General features: G+C 68.5%; 24 protein-coding genes. 15 read left to right on the forward strand and 9 right to left on the reverse strand.

What is annotated here, in order from left to right; all coding sequences use genetic code 11:
* The first annotated feature begins 34 nt into the window (after positions 1-34).
* Together ABGB19_RS01555 and ABGB19_RS01560 are read left to right on the forward strand one after the other, a co-directional pair.
* A complete protein-coding gene (locus ABGB19_RS01555; RefSeq protein WP_347683281.1) occupies positions 35-4,183 on the forward strand; it encodes a SpoIIE family protein phosphatase in 4,149 nt (1,382 codons plus the stop codon).
* Complete coding sequence (locus ABGB19_RS01560) at positions 4,183-4,512, forward strand: STAS domain-containing protein (protein WP_347683283.1); 330 nt, start codon at positions 4,183-4,185, stop codon at positions 4,510-4,512. Before ABGB19_RS01555 ends, ABGB19_RS01560 begins: the two co-directional genes overlap by 1 nt.
* A 9-nt stretch (positions 4,513-4,521) precedes the next feature.
* Here ABGB19_RS01560 and ABGB19_RS01565 read toward each other — a convergent pair whose 3' ends face one another.
* The gene (locus tag ABGB19_RS01565) at positions 4,522-5,913 is read right to left on the reverse strand and encodes a DUF4185 domain-containing protein (protein ID WP_347683285.1); all 1,392 of its coding nucleotides are present in this window, start codon (positions 5,911-5,913) and stop codon (positions 4,522-4,524) included.
* A gap of 157 nt (positions 5,914-6,070) precedes the next feature.
* On the opposite strand from ABGB19_RS01565, the gene ABGB19_RS01570 reads away from it, so the two are divergent.
* Together ABGB19_RS01570 and ABGB19_RS01575 are read left to right on the forward strand one after the other, a co-directional pair.
* Positions 6,071-6,943, forward strand: a complete 873-nt coding sequence (locus ABGB19_RS01570; RefSeq protein ID WP_347683287.1) for a PHB depolymerase family esterase — start codon at positions 6,071-6,073, stop codon at positions 6,941-6,943.
* 101 nt (positions 6,944-7,044) lie between these two features.
* Entirely contained in the window at positions 7,045-7,428 is a 384-nt protein-coding gene (locus tag ABGB19_RS01575; protein ID WP_347683289.1) for a DUF4267 domain-containing protein, read from the forward strand.
* Here ABGB19_RS01575 and ABGB19_RS01580 read toward each other — a convergent pair whose 3' ends face one another.
* Positions 7,429-8,622, reverse strand: a complete 1,194-nt coding sequence (locus ABGB19_RS01580) for a thiolase family protein (RefSeq protein ID WP_347683291.1) — start codon at positions 8,620-8,622, stop codon at positions 7,429-7,431.
* A 69-nt stretch (positions 8,623-8,691) separates the two neighbouring features.
* Here ABGB19_RS01580 and ABGB19_RS01585 point away from each other — a divergent pair, with 69 nt between their 5' ends.
* Positions 8,692-9,117: an OB-fold domain-containing protein gene (locus tag ABGB19_RS01585; RefSeq protein ID WP_347683293.1), complete on the forward strand. Its 426-nt coding sequence runs from the start codon at positions 8,692-8,694 to the stop codon at positions 9,115-9,117.
* A 27-nt stretch (positions 9,118-9,144) separates the two neighbouring features.
* Here the strand turns inward: ABGB19_RS01585 and ABGB19_RS01590 are convergent, their stop codons facing one another.
* The 3 genes from ABGB19_RS01590 to ABGB19_RS01600 form a co-directional block, all read right to left on the reverse strand.
* A complete protein-coding gene (locus ABGB19_RS01590; protein ID WP_347683295.1) occupies positions 9,145-10,014 on the reverse strand; it encodes a SigB/SigF/SigG family RNA polymerase sigma factor in 870 nt (289 codons plus the stop codon).
* Positions 10,015-10,163: 149 nt separating this feature from the next.
* Positions 10,164-10,352, reverse strand: a complete 189-nt coding sequence (locus ABGB19_RS01595) for a hypothetical protein (RefSeq protein WP_347683297.1) — start codon at positions 10,350-10,352, stop codon at positions 10,164-10,166.
* A 91-nt stretch (positions 10,353-10,443) separates the two neighbouring features.
* Entirely contained in the window at positions 10,444-11,361 is a 918-nt protein-coding gene (locus ABGB19_RS01600) for a LysR family transcriptional regulator (RefSeq protein WP_347683299.1), read from the reverse strand.
* Positions 11,362-11,462: 101 nt separating this feature from the next.
* Between ABGB19_RS01600 and ABGB19_RS01605 the strand changes: the two genes are divergently transcribed.
* The 5 genes from ABGB19_RS01605 to ABGB19_RS01625 are packed head-to-tail and all read left to right on the forward strand — an operon-like array spanning position 11,463 to position 15,370.
* A complete protein-coding gene (locus ABGB19_RS01605) occupies positions 11,463-12,749 on the forward strand; it encodes an aromatic ring-hydroxylating dioxygenase subunit alpha (protein ID WP_347683301.1) in 1,287 nt (428 codons plus the stop codon).
* The gene (locus ABGB19_RS01610) at positions 12,746-13,069 is read left to right on the forward strand and encodes a hypothetical protein (protein WP_347683303.1); all 324 of its coding nucleotides are present in this window, start codon (positions 12,746-12,748) and stop codon (positions 13,067-13,069) included. Before ABGB19_RS01605 ends, ABGB19_RS01610 begins: the two co-directional genes overlap by 4 nt.
* Positions 13,070-13,074: 5 nt before the next feature.
* Positions 13,075-13,905, forward strand: a complete 831-nt coding sequence (locus tag ABGB19_RS01615; RefSeq protein WP_347683305.1) for a TauD/TfdA family dioxygenase — start codon at positions 13,075-13,077, stop codon at positions 13,903-13,905.
* Positions 13,902-14,765, forward strand: a complete 864-nt coding sequence (locus tag ABGB19_RS01620; protein ID WP_347683307.1) for an LLM class F420-dependent oxidoreductase — start codon at positions 13,902-13,904, stop codon at positions 14,763-14,765. The genes ABGB19_RS01615 and ABGB19_RS01620 overlap by 4 nt, the downstream gene beginning before the upstream one ends.
* Complete coding sequence (locus tag ABGB19_RS01625) at positions 14,762-15,370, forward strand: carboxymuconolactone decarboxylase family protein (protein WP_347683309.1); 609 nt, start codon at positions 14,762-14,764, stop codon at positions 15,368-15,370. The genes ABGB19_RS01620 and ABGB19_RS01625 overlap by 4 nt, the downstream gene beginning before the upstream one ends.
* Before the next feature lie 80 nt (positions 15,371-15,450).
* On the opposite strand, the gene ABGB19_RS01630 is transcribed toward ABGB19_RS01625, so the two are convergent.
* Both ABGB19_RS01630 and ABGB19_RS01635 read right to left on the reverse strand, forming a co-directional pair.
* Positions 15,451-16,386 (reverse strand): R2-like ligand-binding oxidase, encoded by a 936-nt coding sequence (locus tag ABGB19_RS01630; RefSeq protein ID WP_347683311.1) that lies wholly within the window; start codon positions 16,384-16,386, stop codon positions 15,451-15,453.
* Positions 16,387-16,416: 30 nt separating this feature from the next.
* A complete protein-coding gene (locus tag ABGB19_RS01635; RefSeq protein ID WP_347683313.1) occupies positions 16,417-17,109 on the reverse strand; it encodes a TVP38/TMEM64 family protein in 693 nt (230 codons plus the stop codon).
* A 50-nt stretch (positions 17,110-17,159) separates the two neighbouring features.
* On the opposite strand from ABGB19_RS01635, the gene ABGB19_RS01640 reads away from it, so the two are divergent.
* Together ABGB19_RS01640 and ABGB19_RS01645 are read left to right on the forward strand one after the other, a co-directional pair.
* On the forward strand, positions 17,160-18,011 hold the full coding sequence (locus ABGB19_RS01640) for an SDR family oxidoreductase (RefSeq protein WP_347683315.1): 852 nt from the start codon (positions 17,160-17,162) through the stop codon (positions 18,009-18,011).
* Positions 18,008-18,871, forward strand: coding sequence for an SDR family oxidoreductase (locus tag ABGB19_RS01645; protein ID WP_347683317.1), 864 nt, complete (start codon positions 18,008-18,010; stop codon positions 18,869-18,871). The genes ABGB19_RS01640 and ABGB19_RS01645 overlap by 4 nt, the downstream gene beginning before the upstream one ends.
* A 36-nt stretch (positions 18,872-18,907) precedes the next feature.
* Here ABGB19_RS01645 and ABGB19_RS01650 read toward each other — a convergent pair whose 3' ends face one another.
* Positions 18,908-20,482, reverse strand: a complete 1,575-nt coding sequence (locus ABGB19_RS01650; protein WP_347683319.1) for a PTS transporter subunit EIIC — start codon at positions 20,480-20,482, stop codon at positions 18,908-18,910.
* Between the two features lie 112 nt (positions 20,483-20,594).
* Between ABGB19_RS01650 and ABGB19_RS01655 the strand changes: the two genes are divergently transcribed.
* The 3 genes from ABGB19_RS01655 to nagA are packed head-to-tail and all read left to right on the forward strand — an operon-like array spanning position 20,595 to position 22,991.
* Positions 20,595-21,065: a PTS glucose transporter subunit IIA gene (locus ABGB19_RS01655; RefSeq protein WP_347683321.1), complete on the forward strand. Its 471-nt coding sequence runs from the start codon at positions 20,595-20,597 to the stop codon at positions 21,063-21,065.
* Complete coding sequence (gene nagB, locus ABGB19_RS01660) at positions 21,066-21,851, forward strand: glucosamine-6-phosphate deaminase (RefSeq protein ID WP_347683323.1); 786 nt, start codon at positions 21,066-21,068, stop codon at positions 21,849-21,851.
* Positions 21,852-22,991, forward strand: a complete 1,140-nt coding sequence (gene nagA / locus ABGB19_RS01665; RefSeq protein ID WP_347683325.1) for an N-acetylglucosamine-6-phosphate deacetylase — start codon at positions 21,852-21,854, stop codon at positions 22,989-22,991.
* 13 nt (positions 22,992-23,004) lie between these two features.
* Here the strand turns inward: nagA and ABGB19_RS01670 are convergent, their stop codons facing one another.
* On the reverse strand, positions 23,005-25,230 hold the full coding sequence (locus tag ABGB19_RS01670; protein WP_347683327.1) for a DUF1214 domain-containing protein: 2,226 nt from the start codon (positions 25,228-25,230) through the stop codon (positions 23,005-23,007).
* Positions 25,231-25,247 lie beyond the last annotated feature (17 nt).

Consider the following 25,247-nt stretch of genomic DNA (forward strand, 5'->3'; position numbering starts at 1 on the left):
GTCCGCACGCCGACGCCCGGCGAGAAGCACGCAGATGAGCGACGGTCCGCCGTCACATCCGCTCGCGGTGTTCAACACCGACGCGGAGATCGGCCCCGATCTGGCCAGGGTGCACTGGGAGGCGACGCCGCTGGGCGCGCCGGCCGACTGGCCGCAGAGCCTGCAGACCGCCGTGAGCATCCTGCTGTCGTCGCGATTCTCGATGTGGATGGCATGGGGTCCGGAGCTGACCTTCTTCTGCAACGCCGCCTACCGCCGCGACACCCTTGGCCGCAAATACCCGCGGGCGCTGGGTCGGCCGATCCGCGAGGTATGGACCGAGATCTGGGACGACGTCGGACCGCGCATCGACCGCGTGCTGTTGACCGGGCAGGCCACCTGGGACTCAGCGCTGCTGCTCTTTCTGGAGCGCTCCGGCTATCAGGAGGAGACGTATCACACCTTCTCCTACAGCCCGCTGCGCGACGAGGACCGCCGAATCGTAGGCATCCTGTGCGTGGTCAGCGAGGACACCCAGCAGGTCATCAGCGAGCGCAGGATGGGCACGCTGCGTGATCTCGGCTCGGATCCGAGTGTGGTGCGCACCGAGCAGGAGATCATGGCGTTCGTCGACCGCCAACTCTCGCAGAACACCCGCGACCTGCCGTTCACATTGACCTACCTGTTCGACGACCAAGGGGGCGCGTACCTCGCCGGTTCGAGCGGAATACCGTCCGGGCACCGCTGCGCCCCAGCGGTATTGACCGGAAACGACGTGTGGCCGCTGACCGAACCGGGGCGCGGCGACACCGTGTTCGTGGAGCTGGACACGGCGAAGTACCCGAACCTGCCCACCGGAGCCTGGCGCGTCGCCCCCACCCAGGCGCTCGTGGTGCCGCTGCTGCAGCAGGGCGGCTCCCCGAGTGGGTTCCTGGTCGCCGCCCTCAACCGCTACCGCCCGCTAGACGAGGCGTACCGCGGCTTCGTGACGCTGGTCGCCGGGCACATCGCCGCCGGCGTCGGCAGCGCGCGCAGTTACCAGACCCAGCAGCGGCGTGCCGAGGAACTGGCCGAACTCGATCGCGCCAAGACCACGTTCTTCTCGAACATCAGCCATGAGTTCCGCACGCCCCTGACGTTGATCCTCGACCCGGTCGCCGAACTGCGCGGCCGCGGTTCCGATCTGGACGAGCCAGCTCGCCAAGAACTGGACATCGTCTGGCGCAACGGCTTACGCCTGGCCAAGCTGGTCAACACGTTGCTCGATTTCTCCCGGATCGAGGCGGGTCGCATGAAGGCCAGCTTTGCGCCGGTCGACCTCGGCGCGGCGACCGCCGAGCTGGCCAGCGTGTTCAGGTCGGCGATCGAACGCGCGGGCCTGACCTTCGCCGTCGACTGCCCGCCGCTGGCGGACGCCGTCTACATCGACCGCGATATGTGGGAGAAGGTGGTCTTCAACCTGCTGTCCAACGCGCTCAAGTTCACCTTCGAGGGCACCATCTCCATCGGCGTCCGGCACGGCGACGGCGAAGCCGTGGTCACCGTCGCCGACACCGGCATCGGCATCGCCGCATCCGAGATCCCGCGGTTGTTCGAGCGATTCCATCGCATCGAGAACGTGCGCGCGCGGTCCAACGAAGGCAGCGGCATCGGTCTGGCGTTGGTGAAGGAACTGATCGAGTTGCACGGCGGCAGCATCACCGCGGAAAGCGCGGAAGGTGAAGGCACCACCTTCACGATCCGGCTACCGCTGGGTGCCGCGCATCTGCCCGAGAACGCCATCGCCGCGGCACCGGGACCTTCCCCGGCGGCCGGGGGCGCCGAACCGTTCCTGCAGGAAGCGCTGCGCTGGCTGCCGGTCGACGAGATCGGCGCAGTGGTCGACGATTCCGCGCCCGCAGGATCGTCCGCCCCGGCGGGGTCCGGGGTGACGGCTCGGGTGTTGATCGCCGACGACAACGCCGACATGCGGGACTACGTAGCCCGGCTGTTGCGCGGGGACGGTTACCAGGTCGACGCCGTCACCGATGGCCAGTTGGCGCTCGACGCGGTGCGCGCCGATGTGCCGGACATGGTGATCAGCGACGTGATGATGCCGCGGCTGGACGGCCTGGAGTTGGTCTCCGCGCTGCGGTCCGATCCCCGCACGGCCGCCGTTCCGGTGTTGCTGCTGTCCGCGCGCGCCGGCCAGGAGGCCGCGATCGACGGGCTGCAGGCCGGCGCCGACGACTACCTGGTCAAGCCCTTCGCCGCGGCCGAACTCCTGGCCCGGGTGCGGGCGAACGTGAAACTCGCCCGGCTGCGCAACCATCACGCCCGCTGGCGCACAGCGCTGATCGACTCGTTGCAGGAGGCCTTCTTCGTCGGAGACGATCAGGGTGCGGTGATCGAGATGAACGCGGCGTTCACCGACATTCTCGGGTATGGGCCGGAGGGGTTGCCGTATCGACCGCCCCAGCCGTGGTGGCCGACGGCCGAATCCGATGTCGAAGCCCACCGCGAGGTCAACGAGTTGTTCGCCCGGGTGCTCGGCGAACCGCACGGCAGGTACACCGTCCCGGTCACGCACCGCGACGGTCATCGCCTGTGGGTCACGCTGACATTCAACCGCGTCGAGGAGATGGATACCGGCAGGCGGGTCATCGTCGGCACGCTGCGCGACGTCACCGCCGAGCACTACACCGTGCAGCGCGAGTCGGCGTTGGCGGCACTCAATCAGCAACTGGCGCAGGCGGATACGCTGCGCGACGCAGTCCAGTCCGCCGCCGAGGAACTGCGGGTGTTGTGGCGGGCCCGTCGGGTGCTGGCCGTGACCTTCCCCGACGACGGCGCCGACGTCGACGGTCCGCCATCGGATTTCATCTGCGGTGGCGAGCAGGTGCAGTGGGATGGGTTGCCGGTGCGCACTCGACAGGCGATCGAGGCGCTCCGCCACGCCGACCTGCTGCTACCCGACTCGTCGGATCCCGGAACGGCGCGTATCGCCCTGCAGGACCCGCGCGGGGTGCTGGTGCTGCACATCGAACTTCAGGAACGGCGACCGTTCACCATCGAGGATCACACCCTGCTCACGGTGCTCGCGAGCCGGCTGGGCCAGGGACTGCAGCGGGTCCACCAACTCGATCAGCAGCGGGAGACCGCCCTGGCGTTGCAGCACGCGATCCTCGGCCCCACCGTGTCCAGTGGCTTCGCCGTTCGGTACCAACCCGCCACGCACCCGCTGCAGGTAGGGGGCGACTGGTACGACGTGCTCAACCTCGACGACGGACGCATCGCGCTGATCGTCGGTGACTGCGTCGGACACGGGCTGACGTCCGCCACGGTGATGGGACAGCTCCGAAGTGCTTGTCGTGCCTTGTTGTTGGAGCACCCGAGCCCGGCCGCCACGCTGTCGGCCCTCGACCGGTTCGCCGCCCGGCTCCCGGGCGCGCGGTGCACCACGGCGTTCTGCGCCGTACTCAGCCCGAGAACGGGCGAGCTGGTGTATTCCAGCGCCGGTCATCCGCCGCCCATCCTGGTTCCGCCCCACGGCAACACCATTCTGCTCGACGAGGCCTCGGCCACGCCGCTGGGACTCCCGTACGATCACGCCCGCCCGGAGACGCGGGCCCAGGTGCCGGCCCGCGCCACGCTGCTGCTCTATACCGACGGTCTCGTGGAGCGCCGTCGTGAGCCGCTGGACAAGGGCATCGGCCGCGCCGCCGACATAGTGCAGAACAACCTGGCCTGCGCACTCGACGAGCTGGCCGACGAGATCATGACGCGGCTGACACCCAGCTACGGCTACCAGGACGACGTCGCGCTCATGCTGTACCGCCAACCGGTGCCGCTGGAGATCGAACTCGCCGCCGACGCGAACCAACTCGCGCCGACCCGAAATGCGCTGCGAGAGTGGCTGACTCAGGCCGGAGTGGGCGCCGCTCAGACACTCGACGTGTTGATCGCCGCGGGGGAGGCGCTCGCGAACGCGATCGAGCACGGGCACCGGCGAAGCGCGGGGGGCACCGTGTCGCTGCGCGCGATCGCGCTCGCTGACCGGTTGCACCTGACGATCGTCGACAACGGCGAATGGAAGCAAGCCCGACCCGACCCGGCCGCTCACCGCGGCAGGGGAATCGCGCTCATGCGGGCGCTGATGCACGATGTCTCGATCGAGTCGGGTGCGGCCGGTACCACTATCAACATGCACGCGAGGATTGCGTGATGGCCACACCGCTGACGCTGCGCACCGGCCGGCGTGCCGACGGCACGCTCGAGGTCAGTGCCGCAGGCGAACTTGACCTGAGCAACATCGCCGCCTTCACGCAGGCGATCGCCGAAGCACTGCGGACGGAGTCCCGCGACGGGCAGAAGGTGGCGGTCGACCTGAGCGCCGTCGAGTACCTCGACAGCGGCGCGATCAACGCGCTTTTCGAGCACGCCGACCGCATCCGCCAGATCGTCGCCAACCCGATCCTCATGCCGGTCCTCAAAGTCAGCGGCCTGGCCGGTGTGGCGGCTGTGCAGGCGGCGCCGCCGTCGCCCGGCGAGTGAGCCGCCTCCTCAGGGCAGCACGGTCCGCATCAGCATGACGTTGTAGGTCGACCACTGCGACAGGTTGAAATACAACTCCTTACCCGTCGACCAGGGATGCAGGAACGGTGCGTAGATGCCGCCCGGTATTTCCATCGAGCGCGCGATCAGTTGCTCGGGTCCCCACGGACCCTGCGGTGCGGACGCGGTCCGTGCGACGACGTCGTTGGCGCCGTTGCAGTACATCACGAGGTACCGCCCCAGGTAGGTGTTGAACTGCGCGGACATCTCGCCGACGGGACCGGGGATGACGGGAGTGGCGGCCCCCGGATCGCCTGGTACCCAGGCATTCTGGTCGGTGTTCCAGTACTCGTACTTCCTCAGGTCGGGCACCGCGCTCGGGGCGACCCGCGCGATGTAGGCCGCGCCGCCGCGGCCCGCCGGTGTCCCGAACGAGTAGAGGTGGGGATCGCCGGGTCCGGGACGCAGGAAGGCGCCCTGCTGAAAGTTCTGATTGCCCGGAACGAACGGTGCGCCTGCGACGTCGCCGCCGGCCGTCGAGCGGACGCTGCCCGGATAGATGCCCCAGTTCTCGCCGTTGTCGGGTGACACGGCGATCGCCGAGAAGTTCGTTGTCCACCGCCCGTCGCTGTCCCAACTCTTGATGGACATGAAGTTGATGTACTGCGTTGTGCCGACAGCGATGCCGGCGGTGGGGATGATGCCCTTCTCGTTGGGTGCCCACTTGGTGCTGTTGATGATCTGCTTGGACAGTCCCGGGGCCCATAGCGGTGAACCGGAGTGGCGGTTGGCCGGCATGCCGTCGGGCACGGCGACCGTCTTGGACAACGCACCGTCCTGGCTGCGGAACAGCGTGTTGTAGCGCCACTGCTGGCCCCGCACGCCGCAGTACCCGTAGGTGTCGCCGAAGGCCATCAGCACCTGCCGGTTGGCGGGATCACCGTTGTCCCACATGATCCCGAGATCGGTGCCGGTGATCGCGAACCGGCCGATGGTGTTGTTCGGGCTCTCGGGGCCCGTCACCCAACCGACGATCGATGTCCCCGGCGGCGCTGGCGGAGGCGGCGGTTGCGGGGGCGCCGCTGCGGGCACCTGCTGCGCTGCGGACTGCTCGGCGGCGGGTGCTGGGGGAGTGGGGCGCACCTGCGCTTGCTGCTCCAGTCGCCCGAGCCGGGGTGATGCCGCCGATTCGTCGGTGCCCCTGGGCCGGTGCCCGACCGGCGGGCCGCCGGGCAACGGCGGAGTGGCTTCGGCGTTCGGGGCCGCGGGAGGCTGCGCGGCCGCGGCGGCGCCCGTACAGGGTTCGGCGATGGCGGTCGGCGCCACCACCATCGCAAAGGTCAGCCCGAGGACAGCCGCCGACGCCATCGACGCCGATGCGATTCGAGGACGCGGCGACATGTCACACCTTTCGAAAGAGGCGGACGTCGCGGCGACGTCAGCAGTGGGCTGCTGTGACGTTAGTGGCGGATGCGGCAGAAGTGATCTTCGTGCACGAACGGGTATGGAGCCGTGACCGTGTCGCAACACGGGAAGGTGCGATGGTTCTAGAGTGCCGATGATGACCGTGACTGCGCGTGCGACGGCGTTCTCGGTGGCGCTGCTACTTTTCGTCACCTGCGGCGGTGTGCGTGCGGGGGCTCTTCCCGGCGGTGACGCTGCGGGCGCCCTGATGATGGGTGGGCTCAACCGGAGCTACATCGTGCATGCCCCGGCCGGACGTGACCATTACACCGGCCTGATTCTCAACCTGCACGGCGCGGGCATGACCGGCGGCGCTCAGGCCGCCGCGACCAACTACAACGCGATCGCCGACCAGCACGGGTTCGTGGTGGCCTATCCCGATGGCGTCGACCTGAGCTGGGCGGACGGCCGCGGCGCGTCGGTTCCGGACCGCCAGGGCGTCGACGACGTCGGCTTTCTGGTCGCCCTGGTCGATCGGCTCCGCCAGGACTACGGCATTGCCCCCGGGCGGGTCTTCGCCACCGGGATGTCGGCGGGCGGCTTCATGGCCTCCCGGTTGGCGTGTGAGCGCGCGGATGTCTTCGCCGCCGTCGCTCCCGTCGCCGGGTCGCTGGGCGTCGCGATGCCGTGCGCCCCGTCGCAACCGGTGTCGGTCCTGAAGGTCAACGGAACGACGGATCCGGTCGTGCCGTTCGCCGGCGGTCCGATGCTCGGACGCGGCGGACCCAGCGACATCATCGCCCCGCCGGCGATGGCGCAGCGGTGGCGTGACGTCAACGGCTGTCCGCCGCCCGCCGACCAGGTGACCGGTGCGGTGCACCGGTTCTCGTCGACCGGATGTGCGGGCGGAACAACGGTCGAGTTCGTGCAGATCGACGGCGGCGGGCACGTCTGGCCGGGCGGGTTGCTCGCCCCGTTCGACGCGTCCGGGGCCACCGGGCAGTTCTTCGCCGCACACGGCCGATAGCCGGCGCGACGACAACATCCGGCTCGACCTTGTCCGCGGTCGGCCGACGAACCCTCGGTCGTTCCCGCCTGTGTGGACGCGTCGCGCCCTACGCTTCGGCCATGCCACTCGACCGCGCCGCGCTCGCCGCGGGTACTGTCCGTCTCGCCTCCGGCGTCTCGTTTCTGATCGATCCCTTGCGCGCCAACCGGCTCTGGGGTGACCGCGACGCACCGAGCCCGACGGCGCAACTGCTGCTGCGGTCCATGGGGTACCGCGACGCGCTCATCGGAGGGCTGCTCGTGGCGGCGGCGGTGCGCGGGCGCGACACCCGCGGCTGGTTCCTCGCGTCCGGCGGCGCCGACGCGGCCGATCTGCTCGGCGGGATGGGTGTCCACCACGAGATGAAGCGCCCGCAACAGGTCATCGGGCTCGGCGGCGCGGTGGTCGGAATCGCCGTCGGACTGTGGGGCGCCACGCGTCGTCCCCAGCGCACCGCCGACTGATCAGCAGGTCAGCAGCAGGCAGCCCGCGATCGGGCCGCCACCCGCGGCCGCGACGGCCACCTCGGGCCTGCGCGCCAGCTGCCGGTCCCCGGCCTGCCCGCGCAACTGCAGGCACGCCTCGTGCAGCAGCCAGTAGCCGTGCATGCGGCCGGCCGACAGCTGGCCGCCGTACGTGTTGAGCGGCAGCGCGCCGTCGAGCGCGATCCGGGTCGCGCCCTCGACGAAGGGCCCCGCCTCACCGTCGCCGCAGAAGCCCAGGGCCTCCAGCCAGGCGAACGTGAGGAAGGTGAAACCGTCGTAGAGTTCGGCCACCTGAACGTCCGCCGGGGTCAGGTCGGTGCGCGACCACATCTCCGCGGCCGCTTCGGTCGACGCCATCTTGGGGAAGTCCTCGCGGTGGAACCAGCCTCCCGAACCGTAAGCTCCCCCAACGGCTTCGACGCGGACCGGACGGTTCGGACAGTCCTTCGCGTAGTCGGCATGGGAGACGACGAGGGCGATCGACCCGTCGATCGGGACGTCGCAGTCGAACAGCGTGAACGGGGTGGACACCGGTCGTGAGCCCAGGTAGTCGTCCATGGTCATCGGCTCGCGGTAGGCGGCGAGCGGGTTGAGTCCGGCGTTGCGCCTGCTGTTGATGGCCAGCGAGCCCAGTTGCTCCTTGGTGGTTCCGTACAGTTCCATGTGACGCCTGCAGTGCATCGCCAGCCAGTTCGCGGCCGAATACGCATGGGCGGCGAGCAATTCGCCGATGTCCTCGAACGGCTTGAGTTGGCGTCGGCGACCCGGGGCGCGTGGCTCGATCGGCGGGTCGGCCAGGGGGTTGGGTTCCGCCGAGGCCGGTGCCTGGGTCATCGAACCGCCCAGCATCTGGACCGTGCGGTACACCAGCACATGGCGCGCCCGCCGTTGCGACACCGCGAGGATGGCCGACATGACCGGGGTGAGCACCCCGCCGGTCGGGAACCCGTACCCGACATCGGTGGCCCGCCTTCCCAGCGCTGCAACCACTTCGGCCGAGGGAGTGTCGCCGAAGGTGACGACTCCGTCGATGTCGTCGATCGCCAGCCCGGAGTCCTCGACGGCCGAGCGCACCGCTTCCATCGTCAAATCCAGACCGGGGATGCCGGTGCGCCTGCCGATGCGCGAAATGCCCAGCCCGCTGATGATCGCGTCCTTCTCGAAGGTGCTCACCCGATGCAACCGCCCGTCTCAAAGCCCTATTTTTGTGAAGACAGCTGCAGTGGACTGTACGTTCCTCCCATGGCCGATGACGCCCCGCCCCGGATGCTGCCGACGCTCGACGACCGCAATCGCCCGTTCTGGACCGGCGGGGGGGACGGGCAGCTGCTGATCGGCCGGTGTACGCGCTGTGCGCTGTGGGTCTCGCCGCCGGCCCCGGATTGTCCCGACTGCGGAGCGGCGCTCGAAGCGCGCCCGGTCTCCGGACGTGGCTCGGTCTTCACCTACACGGTCAACCACCAGCCGTTCAATCCGGCGGTACCGGTGCCCTACGTGATCGCGATCGTCGAGCTCGACGAGCAGCCCGGGCTGCGGCTCGCAGCGAATATCGTGGACTGCGAACTCGATTCGGTTGACATCGGTCTTCCCGTCGAGGTGCGCTTCGAACGTCAGGACGCCGACGGCGATGCCGCGTTCGTCCCGGTCTTCGCGCCGCGACGCGAGTGACATGCTCTGGGCCGCAGCCGAAGCGGGCTATGCGCCGCGCTTGAGGCGCGACGCCGCGGACGGCGCAGCCGGAAGGGCCGACGCACTCGGCCGCTCGGAGGCCGCGACACGGGTCGGTTCCCCGTCGACCTCCTGCTCGCGCAACTGATCACGCAGCCGGCGCAGCGCCTGGGCGAGCAGGCGCGAGACGTGCATCTGCGAATAGCCCATGCGGTCGGCGATCTGGGTCTGCGTCAAGCTCTCGAAGAACCGCAGCGTCAGCACGGTTCGTTCCCTGTCGGGCAGCGCGGCGACCAGCGGGCGCACCGTCTCGAGGTCGACCACCTTGTCGATGTTGGGATCGACGTCGCCCAGAGTGTCACCGACAGAGCGGTATTCGTCGTCGGCGGTCGCCCGGATATCGGTGGACAGGGTGGAGTAGTTGCTGCTGGCGATCGTCGCCTCCATCACCGCTTCCCGTTCGATGCCAAGGTGTTTGGCCACCTCGCTGGCGGTCGGCGCGCGACCGATCTGCTGAGCCAACTCCGCGCGGGCCTTCACGAGTTGGCCCTGAAGGTCTTTCAGGCGCCGGGGCACCTTGACCGCCCAGCCGTAGTCGCGGAAGTGGCGGCGCACCTCGCCCATCATGGTCGGCACCGCGAAGGACAGGAAGTCCGCGCCGTTGTCGGGGTCGAAGCGGTTGACGGCGTTGACCAGGCCGACACGGGCGGCCTGGACGAGGTCGTCGATCGGTTCGCCGCGGTTCTTGTACCGGCGCGCAATGTGATCGGCGAGGGGCAGGGTCCGTTCGACTATCGCCTCTCGCTGGCGCCGATAGGCGACAGACTCCTGGTCGAGCATCGTGAGACGACGGAACATCTCCGTCACGTCTGCGTATTCCGAATTGGATTCAGACACCACAAAGGCCCCTAACTTTCGACCCTGCCGTATCGAACACTCGGCTCGGATCTGAACCTGTGGCTGTTCATTTAAGGTACCCCGGCCGGCGACGTCCTGAAACATATTGACCGGGCCACTCCGTGAGCGGAGCACGCTGATCAGGTGCTTCAGGCCCCGCTATGGGCCGCGACCCGGGTCGTCGCGGGCGTGTCGGCCGGCATCGCGTGCCGGCCGTAGGGCCGCTGACGCCGCAGCGATGGCGACGCCACCAGCGGGCTGTCCCAGATTGCTCCGGTGAATGCGGCGGCGCCCAGTGCGACCAAGCCCGCCATCGCGATGATCGTGTCGGCGTTCATGGGTCTTCTCATACCCACCTGCGGGCTGTCTGCAACGTCAATTTTGTGACGCCAAGTCAGTAGGGGCGTTGCCGGCGGCCGCCGGCTGTGGTCACGCCCTGGCGATGTTCTCCACGATGATCTCGCACGCCGTCTCGTAGAAGGCACTGATCAACGTCGAGAACGACAGCTCGAACGGGTAGATCATGTGCACCTCCAGCGCGTCGACGTGCCAGTCGGGGAGCACCGGGACGATCGTGCCGGCGCGCAGCTCGGCGGTGCAGATGATCTGTGTGGGCATGACACCGACGCCTAGGCCCTGGAGGATGTACTGCTTGCACACTTGAAAGTTGTTCGCGCGCGCCCGGATCGGTGGTGCGAGTTCGTGCCTGCGCTTGTTGCGGGTCAGCGTGAGCTTGCGGGTGCCGCCGAACCCGAAGTCGATGAACGGCATCGCGCTCAACTGTGCGGGGTCGGTGACCGGCTCGGCGCGCTGCCGCACGAAGTCCGCCGAGGCGCACAGGAACAACTCGAGGTCGAAGACCTTGCGCGCGATCAGGGTCGAGTCCTGCAGGGGTCCGGTCCCGAACACCACGTCGAACCCGTCGCTGACCGGGTCGACCATGCGGTCCACCAGCCGGATGTCGAGCCGCGAGTGGGGATATCGCTGCAAAAACGCCGCCCCGACCCGCGACGCGTAGTCGATGCCGAGGAAAACGGGGATGGCCACCTTGAGTTCGCCCTGGGGTTCCTGCCTGCTGCCCTCCACCAGAGCGCGCACGCCGTTGGCCTCGGTCAGGATGTTGACCGCGTGGCCGTAGACCTTCTCGCCGAGGTCGGTCACGGTCAGCTGATGGGTGTTCTTGCGCAGCAGCTTGATGCCGAGGTCCGACTCCAGCTTGGTCAGCTTGCGGCTGACCGTCGACTTCGGCATGCCCAGCAGCGCCGCCGCCTTCGACAGGCTGCGGTTCTCCACCACCTTGCCGAATACCAGCAGCGCGTCGAGGTCGAAGGACGGGTTTTGTTCCATGGCTCCAGTGCTTTCGTTCCAAATATGCAACAGGGTGTTGCGCTGTTGGGTCTGTTTCGCGGGATTCGCCGACTGTTAGCGTCGGCGCGGAGGGAGGCCCCATGAGTCACGACAGCCTGGTGACCAAGCCCGCGAGCGGACATTGGACCGACGCCTATCCCGAACTCGGGCGCGGACCGGTATCGCTCGAGGATTGTGTCTCGCCGGAGTTCTACGAGAAGGAACGCGAGCACGTTTTCAAGAAGACCTGGCTCTATGTCGGGCGGGTCGAACGCGTGCCGAAGCCCGGTAGCTACTTCACCCGCGAACTGACGTTCCTCGACACCTCGGTGATCATCGTGCGGGGCAAGGATGACGTAATTCGCGCGATGCACAACATCTGCCCGCACCGCGGCAACAAGATGCTGTGGGAGGACGACCCGTTCCAGGAGGTGTCCGGGCGCGCGCCGCTGCTGTACTGCCGCTTCCACGGCTGGCGCTACAAGCTGGACGGCTCGCTGCACTCCGTCACCCGCAAGGACCTGCTGCTGGACTTCGACGCCGACAGCTGCCGGGTGCCTGCGATCCAGTGCGAGGTCTGGGAAGGGTTCATCTTCATCAACCTCAACCCGCACAACACCGAGTCAGTACGGTCATACCTCGGCGAACTCGCTCACGACCTGGAGGGCTACCCGTTCGAGGGGCCTCACCAGGTCTACCAGTTCAAGGTCGAGTTGCAGTGCAACTGGAAGATCTTCGTCGACGGGTTCGCCGAGAGCTACCACGGCCCTTACCTGCACGCGTCGTCGTTCGGCGCTCTCACCGCGGAGGCCAGAGATGCGTTCGACCAACCTAATTCGTTCACCGACGCGCTGGCTTACCAGCTCAAGGGTCCGCACCGGATGTTCTCCTTCGCCGGCGAGCCGTCACGAAAAACGCCGTACTCCAAGCCCATCGAGTGCGTGATGGAGGCCAGCGCGGCGGGGCCGTGGAACAAGAAACTCAATCGCGGACCGATGCCACGGGGGATCAATCCGACCCGGGCGGAGAAGTACGGCTTCGACTCCTACCAGTTCTTCCCGAACTTCGTGCTGATCTTCGGCGCGTCGGGCTTCACCGTGCACACCCACTGGCCCACCGGACCGCACTCGCACATCTTCGAGACGGAGGCGTACTACCAACCACCCACCACTCATCGGGAGCGGCTGGGCCAGGAACTGACCATGACGTTCCTCAACGACATCATCCTCGAGGACGCCAGCCCGTCCGAAGGTCTGCAAGCCATGCTCAACAGCGGCGTGCTCACCCACTTCACCATGAACGACGAGGAGATCCTGTTGCGCCATCTGCACAAGGTGGTCGGCGACTACGTGAAGGCCGGAGTGGCCGGGGAGAAGGTCACGTCATGACCGGCGTTCTCCCAGCGGAGTTTTCGCATCTGGAACACCTCGTCGAAGAGTGGGCGATCGAGGACGGCCACGAGCGCTACGTCAAGCGGGTGAACAGTTCCATGGAGCAGATCCGCGCCTTCTACGACGAGGTCTTTCCGTGCGCCGAGGAAGCGGTCGCCTACGTCGACAAATTCGACTACGCAGAACCGCCGCCCGAGGACGTCGCGAATCTGCGCAACCTGCTCTACTCGCTGATCACCGTGTCGCTGGCGGTGGAACTGTGGAACCAGCCGCGGGTCAAGCACTCGGCCAACACGATTCTGACGAGAGTGAGCTAGCCACTATGGGTCTGACATCGGCGCAACTGGAGATCATCGACGTCGCTGCGCGCATCGCCAGCGAGATCAGGACCGACCTGGACACCCTGCTCAGCGGCCGCGAGGCCCAAACCATCCGCGCCACACTGGAACAGCGGGGCGTGGTGTTCTTCCGCGGGCTAGACATCAGCGACGAGCAGCAGGTGGCCATCGCCCGCACCCTGGGTGACATCGTCGCGGGCGAAGGACAGGAGGGTATCTACAAGATCTCACTGGACACCAACGTCAACCAGCGCGCGCAGTACCTGAAGGGGTCGATGTTCTGGCACTTCGACGGATCCCTGCAGCCGCGACCGAACCTCGCGACCCTGCTGCGGGCGGTGAAGTTGTCCGACACCGGCGGGCAGACCGAGTTCTGCAACACCTACGCGGCCTACGACGATCTGCCGCAGGCGGACAAGGACGCGATCGCCGATCTGCGCGTGGTGCACAGCGCGGAGCGGTCCCAGTATTACGTCACGCCGGAGATGAGCTACGAGGAGATCGCGTTCTGGCAGAAGTCCCCGACGAAGTCGTGCCCGGTGGTGTGGACCCACCGGTCGGGTCGCAAATCGCTGCTGCTGGGGGCCACCGCCGATTACGTGATCGGCATGCAGGCGGAGGAGAGCCGGGCCCTGCTGGCGCGGCTGCGGGACTGGGCCACCCAACCGCAGTACGTCTACCGCCACGAGTGGCAACCCGGTGACCTGCTCATCTGGGACAACACCGGCACCATGCACCGGGTTTTGCCGTACGCCGAGGACAGCGGCCGTCTGATGCACCGCACCGTCCTCGCGGGCGAAGAGCCGCTGAATTGAAGCTCGGGATCGCGACGCCCGTCGTCACCAACGTCGCCGGTGCCGCACTGACGTGGGAGAAGAACGCAGGAGTCGGCGACATCGGTCGGGTCGCCGAAGCGGCCGACCGCCTCGGCTATCACCATCTGACCTGCAGCGAGCACATCGGCATCCCGTCGGGCGAGGCCGGTAGGCGCGGCTCGCGGTACTGGGACCCGCTCGCCACCCTGGGCTACGTGTCGGCACGCACCGAGCGAATCCGGCTGGCCACCATGACGTTGGTGCTGGGCTATCACCATCCGCTGGAGATCGTGAAGCGTTACGGCACACTGGATCACGTCAGCGGCGGCCGGGTGATCCTCGGCGTGGGCGTCGGGTCGCTGAAGGAGGAGTTCGACCTCATCGGGGCGCCCTTCGAGGACCGGGGCGCGCGCGGCGACGACGCGCTGCGGGCGCTGCGGGCCACCTTGTTCGACAACGAACCCACCTACGACGGCGAGTACTACTCCTTCGGCGGCCTCACCGTCGACCCCTGCGCGCTGCAGTCGCACCTGCCGATCTGGGTCGGCGGCCGCACGCGACGGTCGCTTCGGCGGGCACTGACGCTCGCCGATGGGTGGTGCCCGTTCGGCATCTCCGTCGCCACCGCCGGGGAGTGGCTGCGATCGCGTGACGTGCCGGAGGATTTCGAGGTGGTGCTGCCCGCCGACGGGCCGCTGGATCCGGTGGGCGACCCCGAGGCGACCGCGGAGACCCTGCGGGCGATGGCGGCGGCGGGCACCACTGTGGTGTCCGCGCGCTTCGTCCATCACTCGCTCGAGCACTACCTCGAGCAGATCCACGCGCTCGCCGAACTGCACCCGCCGGGAGGACACCAGTGACCGGTCTCGACGGCGGGCAACGTCCCCTGCTGACACCGCCCGCCGCCGACGACTGGGGACCCGACGAGTACGCCGCCGTCGGCGCCTTGTTCGGCGTACCGGCCGACGACGTGCCGAGAGCCGGCTCGGGACACCCCAGGGATCCGCTGAACTTCGACATTCTCGGGGTGCTCGCACGCCACCCGCGGATGGCTCGAGAGTTCCTCGTCTACAACGGTTTCCTGCTGCAGCGAGGTGAGCTGCCACTGCGCCTGCGCGAGCTCGTCGTGCTTCGGCTCGCGCATGCCCGCCGATCCGCGTTCTTCTGGGCCGAGCACTATCGGGTGGCCGCCTCCGGCGGTGTGTCCGAGGAGGACATCGCGCGGCTGGCGCGCGGCAACGACGAGTTCGACGGGGTCGACCGGCTCGTCCTGGAGGCGACCGGCGAGATGCTCGACGACGCGCGGGTTCAACCGGAAACGTGGAACCGTCTGGTCGAGTACCTCGGGACGCACCAGGCGATGGAGGTCATCTTCGTGTTCGGCACCTACGCGCTGCTGGCCCTGGCGATGGAGACCTGGCAGCTGACACCGCCGCCGGGCGGCCCGGCGTTGCCGGCCGGATGACCTAGCTCCTCGCCGAGCGTGAAACCACGGCGAATTCTGCCCAGGTTTTTCGCAGTGGGTTCACACTCGGCGCGGCGACCCTAACGCGCCGCGAGCGCCTCGCGGTCCTCGTCGGCGAACGTGTCTTCGAGCTGCAACGGCGAGTAGTCCACGTCGATTTCGGCCAGCGGGCGGCCGCGGGCGCCGCCGATGGTTCCGAGCCGCCGCATCCCCTTGTCGCTGGCGTAGACGTGGAACTCCTCCTGCGTGAGGTCGAAGGGGATCTCGTCGTAGAGGGCGAAGGCGTCCTCGTTGTTGCGCAACGCCAGGGGAATGAGCTCGCCCATGCGGGTCTCGAACACCGACCAGTTGGCATCGTCGGCGGCCACGTGGCGCCGACAGGTGAAGGTGCCCCACGCCATGTGTCGACGTTCGTCGTCCCCGATGCGCCGCACCAGCTCCTGCATGCCGGGAAGAATGCCGCGGTCAACGCAAATGCGGTGCCACGCATAGTATCCGGTCAGCGCCATCATCCCCTCGATGACGTGGTTGTAGGTCGCCGATGCCCGGACCTGGGCGGCCGGCGACGGATCGTGCGACAGAGCGTCGAGCGACTCCGGCAGCTCCTCGTAGAAGATCTGGCGATAGGACGGAAGGTCGTCGAGGTAGTGCTGCAGGTCCTCGGTCAGCCCGACCGCGTCGAGCCAGAGCCGGAAGACCTGGGTGTGTTTGGCCTCTTCGAACGCGAACTGGGTCAGATACATCTCGTCGCCGAGGCGTCCCTCGGCCCGCATCGCCGCCATGAACGGCTGAATGTCCTGGGTGACCGCCTCCTCGCCGGCGATGAACTGGGCGCACAGCCGGGCGGCCCATTCGCGCTCCAGCTCCGACAGCCCCTCCCAGTCCTCGCGGTCGCGGGAGAAGTCGATGTCGGCCGGGTCCCAGAACTTGGCGTTGCCGCCTGCGAACAGCTTCAGCGGAAGGCTCGCCCAGTTGAGACCTCCGGCCGCCAGTGATTGCGATCGTGCTCGTGCCATGGCCCGACTCTAGTGTGAGGCAGCTCACAGTCAAGGAGCGGAGGGGCCCGTCGCGCGTTTCCGCCACCTCCGGTAGCCGTGGTGGGTCGCGAATGCCCCGACGATCGCGGTGGCGCACCAGACGGCCACCGCGGCATACGCCAGCGGCGAGGACAGGTCGGTGATCGAGGCGCCCAGCGCCGTGTAGACGAACGCGCGCGGGACCGAGCCGATGAACGCGCCGACGGCCATCTGCCACAACGGAACTCCGAAGGCGCCGAACGCGTAGGACGCCAGTGCGTCGGAGACCCCGGGGATGAACCGCTGGCCCACCACGGCCCACAACCCGCGCCGTTCGATCAACCGGTCGATGCGGTCGGCGCGGTCGGTCCCGAGGAGTGCCCGCGCGCTGTTCCGTCCGGCCCTCCGCCCGATCAGGCTGGCGATGACCGCCGTGCCCACGGTCGCCCCGAGCGTCACGAACAGGCCGAGCACCGGGCCGAACAGCAGGCCGCTGCCCGCCGCCAGCATCGGCCCGGGCACGAACACCGCGCCGAGCGCCGCGGAGACGACGACGTAGGCCAGCGGCGCGGCCGGACCGGCTGCGGCGACGCTGTCCCGGACCGCCTCGACGTCGATGACGCGCTGCACCGCAACGAGATAGAACAGTGCGAGCAGGAAGGCGGCGACCAGGCCGAGTCGCACGAGGTGGCGCCAACGAGTGGAGCCCTCGGGTGCGGTCACGTTTCCCATCGTCCCTCACCGGATCGGGGCGAGCGGCTAGTGTCCGTCGTATGAGCGGTGACGCCGCCGTTCCTCGTATCGACGACTGGAATCGGCTCCTCGACGGCCGCGTTGCCGTCGTCACCGGGGGAGGGGACGGTATCGGCGCGGGCATCGCCCGCCTCTTCGCTGCGCACGGCGCCCTGGTGGAGGTCGCCGAGATCGACAGGGACCGCGCGGAGCGCATCACCGACGAGGTGACCGCCGCTGGTGGATCGATTCGCGGCCACGTCACCGACGTCACGGTCGACGACGACGTCGCGCGGCTGGCCGAAGCCGTGCTCACCCGGCACGGGCGGGTCGACGTGCTGGTCAACAATGTCGGGGATTACCGCCCGCTGGTGCCGTTTCACCGGTCCACCCCGGACTCGTGGCAGCGCATGTACGACATCAACCTGCGACACGTCCTCTCCGTCACCCGGGCGTTCGTCCCGTCGATGATCGACGCACACCGCGGCAGCATCGTCACCGTCCATTCGGTGGAGGGCATGCGCGGGTACCCCAAGGATCCGGTGTACGGCGCGATGAAGGCCGCGGCCGCGCACTTCACCACCTGCCTTGCGGTCGATCTGGGCCGCCGCGGCATCCGCGTCAACGGCATCGGCACCGATCTCGCGCAGACGCCTCAGGTCGACTACCTGAGCGGGTACGAAGACACTGCCGAGCTGTGGGCATCGTGGGCACCTGTCGGCAGAGTGGGCTGGCCCGAGGACCAGGCGCGGGTGGCGCTGTTCCTGGCGTCGGATCAGTCCGCGTTCGTCACCGGCCACAACATCCCCGTCGACGGCGGAACCAAAGCCGGTGGGGGATGGCTGTTCTCGCCGCGTGAAGGCCGATTCGTCAACCGATCGAGGAACCTGTGAGTGCGCTCGACGGCAAGGTCGCCGTGGTCACCGGGACCAGCCGCGGGGTCGGTGTCGGCATCGCGCACGAACTGCTGCGGGCCGGCGCGACGGTCATCGGCTGCGCCCGCTCCCGACTCGACGCGCTGCCCGGCACCTCCGAGGACCCCGACTGGGCCGCGCGGTCCGCCCAAATGGTCTGCGACCAAGGCGATCACCGCTCGATCGACGCGTTCATCGCCGGCGTGGTGGAGGCTCACGGTCGGCTCGACATCCTGGTCAACAACGCCGGCGGCACCGTGCCCGCGCCCCATGTCGAGGACATCCCCGAACTCGTGTCCCGGATTCAGGGCGCCCCCCGCAGCGACGACGACTTCGAACGCACCGCGCTGTTCCACCAGTTCGCCATCCAGATGAACCTGATCAGTCCGCTCTGGTTCGCGATCCGCGCCTATCGCCAGATGGCCACGCAGGACGGCACGGGCTGCATCATCAACATCTCGAGCGGCGCGGGCCATCCCGCCGGGTCGCCGACGCTGGTGTCCTACGGCGCGGCCAAGAGCGGGCTGAACCATCTCACCCGGTCCCTCGCCCAGGAATGGGGGCCGACAGTCCGGGTCAACTGCATCGCGTTGGGGCCGACCATCACCGAGAACTTCCGCTCGTTCGTGCTGCCGAAGGACGACCCGACGGGAACCGAGTACTTCGCGGCGGTGCCGATGCGCCGCGGCGGCGAACCCGAAGAGGTCGGCCGGATCTGTGTCTTCCTGGCTTCGGGGGCGGCGGACTACGTGAACGGCACCACGATCGAGTGCGACGGCGGCATGCTCCCCGGGGTGCTGTACGACGCCGGGCTCAAGACCATCACCGACCTGTTGTGAGGGATTTGTGTGCGTTCCGTCTCGGACGCACACAAATCACAGAAGATCGGCGATGTCGTTCTTGAGCGCTTCGGCATCGGTGCCGAACACCGCCTGCACGCTGTTGCCCACTTCCACCACGCCCGCGGCCCCGAGGCTCTTGAGCCGCGCCCGGTCCACCTTGCCCGTGTCGGCGACCTCCATGCGCAGGCGCGTGATGCAGGCGTCGACGTTGACGAGGTTCTCCCGGCCGCCGAACGCCGCGATGACCTGTTCGGCCCTGCTGTCGGCGCGGACCGGGGCGGTCGCCGTGGCCGTGCCACCGCCGGCGGCCACCGCGGTGACGGAGTCGGCGCCCTCACCGATGTTGGCGCGCTCCTCGGCCTCGAACTCGCTCTCGGTTTCGCGTCCCGGGGTGCGCAGGTTCCACTTGGCGATCGCGAACCGGAACAGCAGGTAATACACGACGAAGAACACCGCGCCCATGCCGATGAGCAGCGGAATGTTCTTGGCCGCCGGTGCGGTGCCGTACAACAGGAGGTCGATCAACCCGGCGGAGAACGAGAATCCCAGGTGGATGTCGAGCAGATAGGCGATCGCGAGGGAGAGTCCGGTGAGCACCGCATGGATGACATACAGCGGGAAGGCCACGAACATGAACGCGAACTCGAGGGGCTCGGTCACCCCGGTCAGGAAGGCGGTCAGTGCGGCGGCCGCCAGGATCCCGACCGCGAGCTTGCGCTGTTTCTTGTTGGCCACGTGGATCATCGCCAGCGCCGCCGCCGGCAGGCCGAACATCAGGACGGGGTAGAAACCCGACGTGAGGATGCCCGCCGTCGGGTCCCCCGCGGCGAAGCGAGTGAGCTCGCCGGTGACGGCTTCGCCACCGGGCGGCTGGTAGTCGCCGTAGAGGAACCACACGTACGAGTTGGGGATGTGGTGCAGGCCGAACGGGATCAGCATGCGGTTGGCGAACCCGTAAACGAACGCGCCAAGGGCGCCCGCGCCGCCGATGAACTGCCCGAGGCCGGTCAGCCCGGCATCGAAGACCGGATAGAAGTAGCTCATCACGAACGCGATGAACAAGCTGGCCAGCGACACGACGATCGGTACGAAGCGCCTGCCGCCGAAAAAGCCGAGATATGAAGGCAACTGGATGGTGTGGTAGCGGTCGAACAGCCACGCGCTCACCAGACCGATCACGATGCCGGCGAACACGCTGTAGTTGATCTGCGCCTGCTCGCCCGCCTTGTCGACCTCGCCGGCCAGCACGATCGGCGACATGGTCGTGAAGACGGCGTCCATCACCAGGTAACCGACGACTGCCGACAGCGCGGTGGAGCCGTCGGCCTTCCTGGCGAAACCGATCGCGACGCCGACGGCGAAGAGCAGCGGAAGGTTGGCGAACAGCGCGTCACCCGCGGCGCTCATCGCCTGGAAGAACGCCCCGATGACGGGGGTCTCGATCCGGCCGAGCAGGTCCGGCTGGCCGAGCCGCAGCAGGATACCGGCGGCGGGTAGCACCGCGATCGGCAGCATGAGACTCTTGCCCAGCCGCTGCAACTGCGCGAAACCGGGCATGCGACGCCCGGTCTCACGCTGCGCTGCAACAGGTTTCGACGCTTCACCCATCGCCGGTGACCTCCTCAAGCCGCCCGCCTCGCCCGCCGCCGAAGCTCAGCGGAAGCTTAGAGTAAACCGCGAACGCGGGACCGTCTTTCCGGCGCGCTCGTATTGTTGAGCCATGAGCACGACGCCAGTCCTCGCCCCGGTCGGCGGGCGTGCGATGCCGCTGCAGGACGTACCCGACCCGGTGTTCTCCCAAGGCATGGTGGGTCAGGGTGCCGCAGTCGATCCCGTCCGCGGTGTCGTCGACGCCGTCGCCCCGGTCACCGGCAAGGTACTGCGGCTCATGCCGCACGCCTACGTCGTCATGACCGCCGACAACGTCGGCGTGCTGGTGCACCTCGGGCTCGACACCGTCACGTTGAACGGTGAAGGCTTCACGGCCCACGTCCGCCAGGGGGACGATGTCGTCGCGGGACAGGTCGTCGTCAGCTACGACGTGCCGGCCGTCGCGGCGAAAGGACTGAGCCCCGTGGTACCCGTCGTCGTGATGGGCGAACGGGAGCCCGGCAACGTAGCCGCATCCGAGTCGGTCTTCGAAGGTGCCGACATCCTCTGCGGGGCAACTCTTTTCACGGCGAACACGTAGATGGAAGTCGTCATCCTGCAGGAGGCCGGCCAGATCGGGGCATTGGCGGCCGACGCCGTCACCGCACTGCTGGACCGGAACCCGGCCGCGGTGCTCGGACTGGCCACCGGATCGTCGCCGATCGCGATCTACGACGAACTCGTGGCACGTCGCGACGCCGGGCGGATCTCCTTCGCCCGAGCCCGCGGGTTCACGCTCGACGAGTACGTCGGCCTGCCCGCCGACCATCCGCAGCGGTACCGCAACGTCATCGAGGCGGCCTTCGTCGCCCGCGTCGACTTCGCCGACGGCGCGGTGCAGGGACCCGACGGATCGGCGCGCGACATCCCGGCGGCGTGCGCGGCCTTCGAGGAGGCGATCCGCCGGGCCGGCGGGGTGGACCTGCAGATCCTCGGGATCGGCACCGACGGGCACATCGCCTTCAACGAACCGGGATCGTCGTTGGCATCGCGCACCCGGATCAAGACGCTGACGAGACAGACCAGGCTCGACAACGCCCGCTTCTTCGGCGACGACCTCGATGCGGTGCCCACGCACTGCCTGACCCAGGGTCTGGCCACGATCATGGCGGCCCGGCACCTCATCCTCGTCGCGACCGGCCGCCACAAGGCCGAGGCGGTACACCATCTCGTGGAAGGCGCCGTCAGTGCGCTATGGCCGGCGACGATCCTGCAGCACCATCCGCACGTGACCGTGCTGCTCGACGAGGCCGCGGCGGGCCGGCTTCAGCTCGTCGACTACTACCGTGAGGCCTACCACAACAAGCCGGCATGGCAGGGCATCTGAGTGCTGCTGACCGCCGATGAGTTGGTGACGGGCCGAGAAGTGTTCCGGCCCGGCTGGATTGAGGTTTCCAACGCAGTCATCCAGGGGGTCGGCGGTGGCGTGCCACCGCACCGCGCGGACCGCGACCTCGGCGCTGTGACGATGGTACCGGGATTCGTCGACACCCACGTGCACGGGGGCGGGGGAGCGAACTTCGCCAGCGCGACGGGCACCGACACGGCCACCGCGGCGGCCTTCCATCGCGGGCACGGAACCACCGCGCTGCTCGCCTCGTTGGTGACCGCGGCGCCCGACGAGCTGCTGCGCGAGGTGTCCGAACTGGCGGGCGACGTGCGAGCCGGCACGATCGACGGAATCCATCTGGAAGGGCCGTGGCTCGCGACCACCCGATGCGGGGCGCACGCACCGTCGCTGATGCGCGACCCGGACCCCGCCGAGATCGATCAGATCCTCGACGCGGGGCAGGGTGCCGTCCGGATGGTCACCATCGCACCGGAACGCCCCGGCGCTCTGGCGGCCATCGAGCGGTTCGTCGCGCACGGTGTCGTCGTCGCCGTCGGCCACACCGAGGCGACCTACGCGCAGACGCGCGCGGCCATCGCCGCCGGGGCGACGGTGGGTACCCACCTGTTCAACGCGATGCGCCCGATCGACCGTCGCGAGCCCGGGCCGATCATCGCCCTCGTCGAAGACCCCGCGGTGACCGTGGAACTCATCACCGACGGCGTCCACGTCGATCCGGCGGTGTACCGCCACATCTCCCGAAGTGTGGGTCCCGATCGGGTCTCGCTGGTGACCGACGCGATCTCCGCGGCCGGCATGGCCGACGGTATCTACCGGCTCGGCCCGCTGTCGGTCGAGGTCGTCGAGGGGATCGCCCGCGTCGCGGGAACCCAGACCATTGCGGGCAGCACCGCGACGATGGATCACCAGTTCCGCTTCGCGGTGAGGCACAGCGGCATGGCACGCGAGGAGGCCCTGCTCGGCGCCGTGCGCCAGGCGTCGATCAATCCGGCTCGGGCGCTGGGTCTTTCGCAGCCGGACCTCGCTGAGGGATCGAGCGCAGATCTGGTGATGCTGGATTCGGCGCTCGCCGTGGTGGGCGTCGTGTGTCGCGGTTCCTGGGTCGTCGAGCCGTGAGCGCGGGTCGGCGTCACGGCTGCGGATACGGGGCCCAGCGGTTGTCGAAGCCGGCCTTGCGCGCCGCGAGTTGGGCAGCGCGCTCCTCGGCCGTGACGAAGGCGTCGGGCGGCAGGTAGTCGCGCAGTTCGGCGTGCGACATCACCTGCTGGTCGACGATCAGGGGCGGGTCGGTGACCTCGTTCGGCAGGTCCTGGAAGCGAATGGCGAGCGCGCCCTGGTTGAGCCCGCCGGTGGAGACCCAGTTCGCCGCGCCGGGATCGGTCGGGGAGATCACCAGGGTGTAGGTGCCGTCCGGATTGCGTACGGCCTGTTCATTGTTCAGGCTGGCCGGCTGGTTCCAGTAGTCGCCGGTGATCGTCCAGACGTTGTAGGTGGGAACGACGAAGTAGTTCGCCTCGCCCGGATCGATGGTCAGGACCAGGACTTGATCGTCGGCGAGCTGGAAGTGGCCGTTGCTCTGCCGCTGGTTGGCCAGGAATTCGGCGTTGCTCGCGGGCTGGCTCACCGTGTTGACCGGGCGCCGCTCCCCGGTCTGGGGATCGGTGGTGGCCAGCGCCATGTACTTGGCCTGCTCGTTGGCGCCGCGCACCACCAGGATCGCCGCGGTGAAGATCCCGCGCAGTAGCGGCGGCATGCACGGCAGCGGCGGCACCAACGACACCAGCGACGTCAGAAGGGGGTTGCCGCTGATGAACTGCCCCAGAAACGCGAAGCCGCCGATCTGCGCGAACAGGCTGTCCGGTGGGCCGCCGACCCGTTCGATCGATAGGCTCATCGGCACTTCAGTGTTCCAGTCGCCCAACGTATCCCGCGCCGCGATGATGGTGGACCCGTTGGTCAACTGCAGGTGGTTCTTGCGTCCGTTGGCGGGTTCCCGGCTGACGGTGATGGTGAAGGTGCCGTCCTCGTTGATCTCCAGGTCGTCGTAGGTCAGCAGCGACGACGTCGTCCCGGCCAGCCCCTCCAGCACGCTGAACGTCACGTCGGCGGGCACGCCGTCCTCGGTGGTGTCGTGGAACCGGCCCGTGATCACGTACTCCGACGCCCCGTTGACGCCCATGAAGCGATAGATGGTGTCCGGGTTGTCGTAGAGGATGCGCGACCCCGGCACGTTCTGTCCGAACCAGATGTGCGGCGGGGCGACCTGGGTGACGATCTTCGGGTTCATCGAGTCGAGTAGCTGCTGCTGGAAGGCCGCCGCCATGGCGTATTCGTCGACGGCCCGATCGAGCGCCGCCATGTTGTCGGCGTCGACGTGGCCGTACAGGGCGCGACCCGCGGCCAGGAACTGGTGGCGCAGCAGGATTTTCATCAGCGCGACCGGCAGCGTGTTCGCCGTCTGAGTGGCTATCCGCTCCGCGGCCAACTGTTCCGGTGTCGCGAGCGGGCTCACCGCCGGGGCCGCCACGTTCTCGGCCACCGATGCCGCGACGGGCACGCCGGCGACAGAGGCCACCGATGACGTCAGATGTCCGACCTCGCGGCGCACCCAGCCCAGCAGCGCCCACAGCAGTGGCGGTTCCGCCGGCGCGACGGGACCGGAGGCGGCCCTCGGCCCGAATCCGAACGCCGACAACACCGAAGCGACGAAGTCGGTGATACCCGTGGTCACGGTCGTCGGCGCCGGCTCGGGCACCGCCGTCGACCGCGTCAGCGTGGTCGTGCTCGTCGACGCGGTCTCGACGGCGGCCGACGGTTGCGGCGCTTCGGGCGGTTCCGCCGCCTCGGGCTCGTTGCCGGAACCGGTCGGCTCGTCGGCGACCTGGACAGGGCCGGTCGACGGGACCGCACTCGAGGGACCCTCCCCGAGCGGCTCGGCGGCAACACCCGAATCCGTCTTGCCTCCGTCGCCTGCGCCGCTCGGCGGGCTCGGGAAAGGATAATCGGCGTCGGAGTCCTCGTCGTCCTCGACGGGGTCGTCGTCCCCGGCGGGGGCCTCGTCGTCCTCGCTGAGCGACTCGTCGTCGTCGAAGTCCTCCTCGTCGGCCGCGTCGTCGCCCGCGGGTTCGTCCTCGCCGTCGTCCCCGCCAACCTGCCCGGCCGACGGTGCGGTGCCCGCCGAGGCCGAGGTATCGGAGGATTCCGTCGAGGAACTGGCCGCGGCGTCCGAGGAGGTGCCGTCCTGCGCGGCGGCCACGCCGGGAGTGGTCGCAACGGCCGTGCCGATGCCCAGCGCGACGGCCAGCGCGCCGACCCTGCCGATGAAGCGTGCGTACGTGCCCGGCGTCGTTGCCACAGCAGGTGTCCTTCCGA

Source organism: Mycobacterium sp. B14F4 (genome assembly GCF_039871645.1).
In the GTDB taxonomy this organism is placed as follows: domain Bacteria; phylum Actinomycetota; class Actinomycetes; order Mycobacteriales; family Mycobacteriaceae; genus Mycobacterium.